Origin of the sequence: Sphingomonas albertensis (assembly GCF_014358075.1) — a bacterium.
Lineage (GTDB): Bacteria > Pseudomonadota > Alphaproteobacteria > Sphingomonadales > Sphingomonadaceae > Sphingomonas > Sphingomonas albertensis.
Window position 1 is genome coordinate 58,901 of sequence record NZ_JACONT010000022.1, and the last position, 9,414, is coordinate 68,314.

General features: G+C 66.1%; 7 protein-coding genes. 5 read left to right on the top strand and 2 right to left on the bottom strand.

Annotated elements, in window-relative coordinates:
* Window positions 1–125: 125 nt before the first annotated feature.
* Both greB and H8S47_RS11335 read right to left on the bottom strand, forming a co-directional pair.
* Window positions 126–602 carry a transcription elongation factor GreB gene (gene greB, locus H8S47_RS11330; protein WP_187503972.1) on the bottom strand — a complete coding sequence of 159 codons (477 nt, stop codon included), beginning with the start codon at window positions 600–602 and terminating at the stop codon, window positions 126–128.
* A gap of 111 nt (window positions 603–713) precedes the next feature.
* Window positions 714–2,723 carry a lytic transglycosylase domain-containing protein gene (locus H8S47_RS11335; protein WP_187503973.1) on the bottom strand — a complete coding sequence of 670 codons (2,010 nt, stop codon included), beginning with the start codon at window positions 2,721–2,723 and terminating at the stop codon, window positions 714–716.
* 111 nt (window positions 2,724–2,834) lie between these two features.
* On the opposite strand from H8S47_RS11335, the gene dapA reads away from it, so the two are divergent.
* The 5 genes from dapA to H8S47_RS11360 all read left to right on the top strand — a co-directional run bounded on the left by dapA (window position 2,835) and on the right by H8S47_RS11360 (window position 9,323).
* Window positions 2,835–3,719: a 4-hydroxy-tetrahydrodipicolinate synthase gene (gene dapA, locus H8S47_RS11340; protein WP_187503974.1), complete on the top strand. Its 885-nt coding sequence runs from the start codon at window positions 2,835–2,837 to the stop codon at window positions 3,717–3,719.
* A 207-nt stretch (window positions 3,720–3,926) separates the two neighbouring features.
* A complete protein-coding gene (gene smpB, locus H8S47_RS11345; RefSeq protein ID WP_055879372.1) occupies window positions 3,927–4,409 on the top strand; it encodes an SsrA-binding protein SmpB in 483 nt (160 codons plus the stop codon).
* 78 nt (window positions 4,410–4,487) lie between these two features.
* Entirely contained in the window at window positions 4,488–4,973 is a 486-nt protein-coding gene (locus H8S47_RS11350; RefSeq protein WP_187503981.1) for a DUF2062 domain-containing protein, read from the top strand.
* 92 nt (window positions 4,974–5,065) lie between these two features.
* On the top strand, window positions 5,066–7,132 hold the full coding sequence (locus tag H8S47_RS11355; RefSeq protein WP_187503975.1) for a M13 family metallopeptidase: 2,067 nt from the start codon (window positions 5,066–5,068) through the stop codon (window positions 7,130–7,132).
* A gap of 142 nt (window positions 7,133–7,274) precedes the next feature.
* Window positions 7,275–9,323 carry a M13 family metallopeptidase gene (locus H8S47_RS11360; protein WP_187503976.1) on the top strand — a complete coding sequence of 683 codons (2,049 nt, stop codon included), beginning with the start codon at window positions 7,275–7,277 and terminating at the stop codon, window positions 9,321–9,323.
* Window positions 9,324–9,414 lie beyond the last annotated feature (91 nt).

The window sequence follows — 9,414 nt, forward strand, 5'->3', positions numbered from 1 at the left end:
TTGCGATCCTTCCCCGCTAGGGGAAGGTCACGGAGGGGGAGGACACGGAACAGCGGTTTTCCCTTACCTCCCCCTCCGTCTGGCAAGCGCCAGCCACCTCCCCCTGGCGGGGGAGGATCGCGAGGTCAGAGATACTCGATCGCCATCACCTCATATTCGCGCTCGCCTGCCGGCAGGTCTACCCGGCGCACATCGCCGATCGCGGCCCCGCGCAAGGCGCGCGCGAACGGCGAGTTCCAGCCGATCCGCCCGTTGCTCGCGTCGGTTTCGTCGTCGCCTACCAAGGTCAGCACGCGCTCCACGTCATCCTCGTCGGCGACCGTCACGCACGCACCGAACCAGACCCGCGAGCGATCACCTTGCGCGGCGGGATCGACGACCTTGGCCGCCTTCATCCGCTTCGACAGCCAGCCGAGCCGACGGTCGATCTCGCGCAGGCGCTTGCGGCCGTAGATGTAATCGCCGTTCTCGGACCGGTCGCCGTTGCCTGCCGCCCAGGAAATGACTTCAACCAACGCCGGGCGCTCGGTCGACAGGAGTTGCTCGTATTCGGTACGAAGTACGGCGTAGCCTACGGGGGTGATGTAGTTCGGGCGGTCCATGCCGGACACTCTAGCCTCAACCGTCGTCCCAGCGAAAGCTGAGGTCTTCCGCGGCTCCTGCTCGACCGACAACCGGGATACCCCAGCTTTCGCTGGGGTGACGGGAACAGATCAACCAGGCCGGTTCTTCCCCAGATACCACGACAACCGCGCCGCCCCCCGGCTCTTCGCCCGCGCGGGGTTCATCAAATCGTAGACCACCGCATTTTCCAGCACGCGCTGCACATAGTTGCGCGTCTCCTGGTACGGGATAGCCTCGACCCAATCGATGATATCGACCGAACCGGTCCGCGGATCGCCGTTCGCGCGGAGCCATTTGTTCACGTTGCCGCCGCCCGCATTATACGCCGCCACCGCCAGCGGATAACTGCCGTAATTGGCATACACCCGCTGGAAATAGCTCGACCCCAGCATGATCGACATGTTCGGATCGGTCGTCAGCGCCGCCTGGTTGTAGGCCAGCCCGATCTTCCCCGACTGCTCGCGTGCGGTCGCCGGCATCAACTGCATCAACCCACGCGCACCGGCATGCGACACCGCCGCCCGATCGAACTGGCTCTCCTGCCGCGAGATCGCGTGGATGATCGTCCAGTTATCCTCATACCCCGCCGGCACCGACACCATCGGGAAGCCGACCGCAGAATAATCGCTGAGCCCGTTCGCCAGCGCGCTGCGCCCGACCATCACGCCGAGATCGGGGCGGTTGATGCTCTTCGACAGCTCGGCGGCGAGCAGATGATCGGTATCGGTCGTCGCGTCCGCCGCGATCTGGCGGACGAACGCGGTCTGGTCCTGCCAGTCGGCGATTTGCCCGAGGAACTTCACCGCGCGCACCGTCTCGCGCCGGTCGAACGCGGCGCGTGCGGCTGGATCGACCGCCACCGAAGCGACCGAAGGCGGCGCCACCAGCGGGCGCCCGGTCCGCTCGTTCGCCAGCTGCCCGTAATATTGATCGCGGTAGCCCGCCGCCTGGCCGTAGAATGCCGCCGCCTGTGGCGCCAACCCGGCCGACTCCGCCGCACGGCCCGCCCAATAATAGCCCTTCGATCGCACCTGAGGCGAGCGCGAGCCCCGCGCGTACCGGTCGAACAGCGTCATCGCATCCGCCGGGCGCCCGAGTTGCTTCATCGCGACGCGTCCGCCAAGCCAGGCGAGATTGGTGTATTCGTCACGCTCGGCATAGGATTTCGTCGAGACGTCGGTACCAACCGGATACGCATCGTCGATCTGCCGCGCGATGTCGTAGGCGACCTGATACTGCCCGTCGTTCGCCGCGCCGTTCGCGTTGGTGACGAGCACCTCGTACCATTCCGCCGCATTGCCCGGCCGCGTCACAAGCGACCGAGGCCGCGCCAGCCAGGCCCGCGCCGAAGGGCTTGCCCCCGAATTGCGCAACCACTGTGCCCGGTCGGCGACATAGCCCGCGTCGTTCGCATACAGGCTCTGCGTCGAGGCCGAGATATCCGACGCGTTCGGCGCATTCGTCCGGAACGCGAGCCGGGCCTGGAATATCGGCCGTCGCGCGGCGCTGGTCCAAACGATCTGCCGCTGCGCCGCGCCGGTCTGGCCCGCCCACAACAGCGCATCCATCCGCGCGTCCTGATCGTCCGGCGTCAGCGCGCCGGGGAAGCCCGACGTCACCATCGCCTCGTCGGTCGGCGTCAGTCCGGCGCTGCGCCACGCCGTCCGCACTGCCGCATACGCCTGATCCCGTGCGCCCGTCGCTTGCAGCGCCCGCGCGTAGGCGACCCCGCCCGATGCGGTTTGCGGCGGATAACGGCGGAAGAACGCGACGACGCTCATAGGAGAAGCGGTCGCCGCCTTGCGCTCGGCCGCGCGGCGGTTCGCGGTCTCGTTCGGCCAGCCCGGATGCGCCATCAGGAAGCCTGCGTAACTGTCGAACGGCAGCGCGTCGGTCTGCTGCAACGCCCGCCACTGGGCGATGGTCGAGGCGATCGCGCCGTCCGTCGCCATCGGCTGCGCATTGGGCCCCATATTGGCCAGCTGCGTGCTGTATCGATCTAGCGTTTGCTGACCCCCATCCCCTATGGCGCCCGAGGAAACAGCGGTCTGTGCGACGACTGCAAGAAGAAGGCTCGTTTTCAACATCGATGCTACCATGTGGACAGCATACGCCTCCAACCCGTATCTGTCCTGAACGAAATCCGGATTTCGCCCGGTATTTGGCGCAACAGGCCAGACTTCTCTTCTAGTATGGACGCAGGCTACCGCATGTTTTCAGGATCGATCCCCGCGCTCGTCACGCCGTTCGCCGCCGATGGCAGCTTCGACGAACCGGCTTACCGCGACTTCATCGAATGGCAGATCGCCGAGGGCTCGTCGGGCCTCGTCGCGTGCGGCACCACCGGCGAGGCGGCGACCTTGTCCTACGACGAGCATTTCCACGTCGTCCGTGTCTGCGTCGACCAGGCGAAGGGTCGCGTGCCGGTGATCGCCGGCGCAGGCTCGAATGACACACGCGTCGCTTCCGCGAACCTGCGCGCCGCGAAGGACGCCGGCGCCGACGCCGCGCTGATGGTCCCGCCTTATTACAACCGGCCGGGGCAGGAGGGCATCTTCCGCCATTTCGAAGCGCTCGCGCAGACGACCCCGCTGCCGATCATCCTCTATAACGTCCCCGCGCGGACGGTGACGGATATCCAGCCGGCGACGCTCGCGCGGATCGTGAAGGCGTTCCCCGACGTCTTCGTCGGCGTGAAGGATGCCAGTGGCGTCCTCGCCCGCGTCTCGCAGCACCGCGCGTCGTGTGGCCCGGATTTCTGCCAGCTGTCGGGCAATGACGACATGGCGCTGGCGTTCAATGTGATGGGTGGCACCGGCTGTATCTCGGTAACGGCGAACGTCGCGCCGAAGTTGTGTGCGGAGTTCCAGGCTGCTTGCCAGGCGGGCGATTTCGTCAAGGCGCTGGCGTATCAGGACCAGCTTTACCCGCTCCACGAGGCGCTTTTCACGGACGCCTCGCCGGGCCCGGTGAAGTACGCGATGACGAAGGTGCGGGCAGGCTTCCCCGAAACCCTCCGCCTGCCGATGACCCCGGCGGGTGAGGTGTCACGCGCGGCGGTCGATGCAGCGCTGGAGCACGCACACCTCATCTAACCGGGCCACTACGGTCCCCCCTCCCTGGAAGGGAGGGGCAGGGGGTGGGTAGGCCAGCTCGAGCCACCACCGTTCGAATATGCGGAACCCGACCCACCCCCAACCCCTCCCTTCCAGGGAGGGGCGAGGAGAGAAGGAAAGCAGCGTACCTAATAACGACCGCGCCCGCTTCCCCTAAGCCCTGCGACCTCCTACATCGCGCATCCCATGGCACGTCCTAAACCCCCGACCTTCGAGAAGACCAAGATCGTCGCCGAGAACCGGCGCGCGCGGTATGATTATTATATCGAGCAGGTGTTCGAGGCGGGCATCGCGCTCACCGGTACCGAGGTGAAGGCGCTGCGGGGCGGAGAGGGCTCGATCGCCGAGGCCTATGCCGAGGTGAAGGGCAAGAACGTCGTCCTGGTGAACTCGAACATCCCCGAATTCAGCCACGGCAACCGCTTCAACCACGAGCCCAAGCGGCCGCGCAAATTGCTGCTCCACGAGCGCGAGATCAACAAGATGTTCGGGGCGGTCGCGCGCCAGGGCATGACGCTCGTGCCCCTGATGATCTACTTCAACTCGAAGGGGCGCGCGAAGATCGAACTGGCGCTCGCCAAGGGCAAGCAGAACCACGACAAGCGCGATTCGGTGAAGGAACAGGACTGGAAGCGCGAGCAGGGCCGGATCATGCGGGATCGCGGATAGCCTGTGTCGAAGGCGCCGGGCAGTATCTTCGGGCGCCTCGCGGCGTGGTCGCGTCGCAACTTGCCGACCCGCGAATCGATGGAGCGGAACCGTCTGCTGCGTCCCGTCGCGCACCGCGTTCTCGCGCCCGAGCTTTGGCGCTTCACCCGTCGATCGGTCCCCCGCGGCGTTGCGCTCGGCATGGTCGCAGGCATCCTGATCCCGGTCGCGCAGACCCCGGTCGCGGCGATCTTCGCGCTGCCGTTTCGCGCCAACGTGCCGACCGCGGCGCTGACGACCTTCATCACCAACCCGCTGACCACGCCGCCGCTCTGGATCGCGGCCTATTGGATCGGCTCGTCGATGCTTCGGCTCGACGAACATGTGCCCGGCCAACCCGTCGCCAACGCCGCGGCGCGCACCGAATGGATTCCGTGGCTGATGCAGGCGGGCCCCGCCACTGCGCTCGGCCTGCTGGTCATCACGGTCGTCTGTTCGGTCGGCGGCTATGCGCTCAGCGCGCTCGGCTGGCGGTTGTGGATCGCGCGCAAGTGGCGGCATCGGCACGATAATCGCGCGGCGTAGTATTTCGTAACATTTGACACCGCTTGGAATTGACGGACCGTCCTATCGGCGTAGAACACACCGCATCCTGCAGTCTCTCCCGAGGTCCCTTGATGCGCAAGTCGATTGTTACCGTGATCCTGCTCGCGTCCGCCGCGTCGGCTTTCGCCCAGACCAACGCTCCGTCGCCGACCCTCGCCAAGGCTGCGAAGGGCCCCGTCGCCGCCAAGGACGCCAACAAGCCACAAATCGGCGATTTCGGCTTCGACATGGCGGGCCGCGATACCAGCGTGACGCCGGGCACCGACTTCTTCGATTACGCGAACGGCGGCTGGGTGAAGACCACGCCGATCCCCGCCGATCGCTCGTCCTACGGCATGTTCCACGTCCTCCAGGACCTGTCGCTCGAACGCACCCGCACGATCCTCGACGTCTCTGCCAAGACGCCCGGCGACAAGGTCGGCGATTTCTACTCCAGCTTCATGGACGAGGCTGCGGTCAACGCGAAGGGCGCCACGCCGGTCAAGCCGATGCTCGCCGCGCTCAAGGCGACCAAGGACAAGACCGCGCTCGTCACCGAAATCGCAAAGCTCCAGCGCCAGGGCGTCGGCGGCCTCGTCGGCGTCGGCGTGCAGCAGGACGACAAGGACCCGACCACCTATGTCGTGAGCCTCGGCCAGAGCGGCATCGGTCTCCCCGACCGCGACTATTATCTCAAGGACGACGCCAAGCTCGCCACCATCCGTACCGCATACGAGGCGTATCTCTCGCGGATGTTGACGCTCGCCGGCGAGCCTAACGCCGCCGCCCGCGCCGCCGCCGTGTTCAACATGGAGAAGGGCCTCGCCACCGCGCACTGGACGCGGATCGAGAGCCGCGATGCCGAAAAGACCTACAACAAGTGGACCGCCGCCGATTTCGCCGCGAAGGCACCGGGCTTCCCCTGGGCGCAATACATGACCGCGATGGGCGTCACCGGCCGTCCGTTCTACCTCGTCGCGCAGCCGAGCGCGCTGACCGGCGAGGCGAAGGTGTTCGCCGACACGCCGATCAACGTCCTCCAGGACTATGCGATGCTCAAGGTGCTGCGGTCGTACGCGCCGTATCTGTCGAGCGATTTCGACAAGACCAACTTCGCCTTCTACGGCACCACGCTGTCGGGCACGCCCGAGCAGCAGGTCCGGTGGAAGCGCGGCGTCTCGACCGTGTCGGGCGCGATGGGCGAGGCGATCGGTCAGCAATACGTCGCGAAGTATTTCCCGCCCGCGTCGAAGGCCGCTGCCGACGACCTCGTCAAGAACGTTATCGCCGCGATGGGCGAGCGTCTCCGGAACCTCGAATGGATGGCGCCCGAGACGAAGACCAAGGCGCTCGCCAAGCTTGCCGCCTTCACCCCGAAGATCGGCTATCCGGACAAGTGGCGCGATTATTCCGCGCTCCAGATCCAACGCGGCGATCTCGTCGGTAACGTCGCGCGCGCCAACGCGTTCGAATATGATCGTGACCTGAAGAAGCTCGGCCAGCCGATCGATCGCGGCGAGTGGTTCATGACGCCGATGACGATCAACGCCTACGCCAATCCGACGATGAACGAAGTCGTGTTCCCGGCCGCGATCCTGCAGCCGCCGTTCTTCGATCCGAAGGCGGACCCGGCGGTTAATTACGGCGGTATCGGTGCGGTGATCGGCCACGAAATCAGCCACCACTTCGACGACCAGGGCCGCAAATACGACCTCAACGGCAAGCTCACCGACTGGTGGACGCCGCAGGACGTCGCCCGCTTCAAGGTGTTCACGGATGCGCTCGTGAAGCAGTACGACGCGTACGAACCGCTTCCCGGCCAGCACATCCAGGGCGGCCTGACGCTCGGCGAGAACATCGCCGACTTGGCGGGCCTGACGGTGGCGTACGACGCGTACCACAAGTCGCTCGGCGGCAAGCAGGCGCCGATCATCGACGGCACGACCGGCGACCAGCGCTTCTATTACGGCTGGGCGGGCGTCTGGCGCACCAAGTTCCGCGACGCCGCGCTCCAGCAGACGTTGTTGTCGGACCCGCATTCGCCGGGTCACCAGCGCGTCCTGACGGTGCGCAACCTCGACCCGTGGTACGCCGCGTTCGGCGCCAAGCCCGGCGAGAAGAGCTACCTCGCCCCCGCCAACCGCGTCCGTATCTGGTAACCCGAACTCCTACCGTTCTCCCGCGAAAGCGGGAGCCCAGGGTCACGAAAGACGCCGTGTGTGACCCTGGGCCCCTGCTTTCGCAGGGGAACGGTATCGGCGAACGGTATCTTGTTTGACTAAGCTTTCCCCGGAGAACCCCATGAAGTCCTTCATCGTCGCCGGCCTGCTCGCCGCAACCGCCATCACCGGCGTCACCGCCGCCATCTCGCAAACGGCTGAGCCGACCCCGCCAGCACCCGCCACCTCGACCGGCGCGCAATACGGCACGTTCGGCTTCGACGAGAAGGGCATGGACAAGACTGTCCAGCCCGGCGACGATTTCTACAACTACGCCAACGGCAACTGGTCGAAGACCACTCCGATCCCTGCCGACAAGTCGAACTACGGCTCGTTCAATCTCCTCTCCGACCTGTCCGAGACGCGCACCCGCGGCATCCTCGACACCGCCGCGAAGGACGCGAATTCGAAGATCGGCCGCGCGTACGCGACCTTCCTCGACACCGGCACGATCGAGGCCAAGGGGCTCGCGCCGATCCGTCCGTGGCTGAAGAAGATCGCCGCGCTGACCGACCGCGCGCAATACCCTGCCCTCCTCGCCGAAGCGGACCGCGCCGGCATCGGCGGCCCGTTCGGCGGCGGCGTCGGCCAGGACGACAAGTCGCCCGAGCAATACGCGCTCTCGCTCGGCCAGTCCGGCCTCGGCCTCCCCGACCGCGATTACTACCTCAGCGCGGACGCGAAACTGGTCGAGGCGCGCAACGCCTACCGCGCGCACATCGTCAAGATGCTCACCCTCGCCGGCGAACCCAATGCCGAGGCCCGCGCCACCGCCTTGCTCGGGTTCGAGACCGAGATCGCCAAGGTCAGCTGGACCCGCGTCGACAGCCGCGACGCCACCAAGACCTACAACAAGATGACCGTCGCCGACCTCGTCAAGCGCGCACCCGGCTTCGATTTCGACGCGTATTTCAAGGGCATCGGCACGCCCGTCCCGACCGTCATCGTCGCGCAGCCCTCGGCGATCACAGGCATCGCCAAACTCGTCTCGACCGCGCCGATCGGCGTGCTCAAGGACCAGCTGATCCTGCGCTCGCTCGACGGCTATGCGGACGTCCTCCCCAAGGCGTTCGATGCCGAGCAGTTCGCGTTCTACGGCACCGTCCTCGGCGGCACGCCCGAGCAGGAAGCCCGCTGGAAGCGCGGCGTCCAGTTCACCTCCGGCGCGCTCGACGACGAGGTCAGCAAGCTCTACGTCGCGCAGTATTTCCCGCCCGAGACGAAGGCCGCAGCCGACAAGCTCGTCAAGAACGTGCTCGCCGCGATGGGCCGCCGGATCGACAAGCTCGAATGGATGGCGCCCGAGACGAAGGTGAAGGCACACGCCAAGCTCGCCGCCTTCACGCCCAAGATCGGCTACCCCAGCCAGTGGAAGGATTTCTCCGGCCTGACGATCACGTCGGGCGATGCGTTCGGCAACGAGTGGCGTGCGAACGAATGGCAGCATCAGGACAATATTTCCAAGCTCGGCAAGCCCTTGCAGCGCTGGGAATGGGGCATGACGCCGATGACGGTGAACGCCTATGCCAATTTCGGCATGGTCGAGATCGTCTTCCCCGCCGCGATCCTGCAGCCGCCGTTCTTCGATCCGAAGGCCGACGACGCGGTCAATTACGGCGGCATCGGTGCGGTGATCGGCCACGAACTGAGCCATCATTTCGACGACCAGGGCTCGAAATACGACGCCAAGGGCCAGCTCACCGACTGGTGGACGGCAAAGGACATCGCCGGCTTCAACGCACTCACCGGCAAGCTCGGCGCGCAATATGATGCCTATGAACCGCTCCCCGGCATGCACGTGAAGGGCCAGCTCACGATGGGCGAGAACATCGCCGATCTCGCTGGCCTGACGGTGGCGTACGATGCCTACCATACCGCGCTCGGCGGCAAGGCGGCTCCGGTGATCGACGGCTTTACCGGCGACCAGCGCTTCTATCTCGGCTGGGCGCAGGTCTGGCGACGCAACTACCGCGAAGCCAACCTTCGCAACCGGTTGCTGACCGATCCTCACTCGCCGTCGCAGCAGCGGGCGTGGGTCGTGCGGAATCTCGATCCCTGGTACGCGGCGTACAAGCCGACTCCCGGGCAGAAGCTGTATTTGACGCCGGAGCAGCGCGTTCGGATCTGGTGATCTGGTTCCCCTGCTAGGGCGGGGGAACAGCCCGCAGAGAAGAAGGCGCCCAAACCCACCCAACCCCCAACGGTCCCCCCTCCCTGAAAAG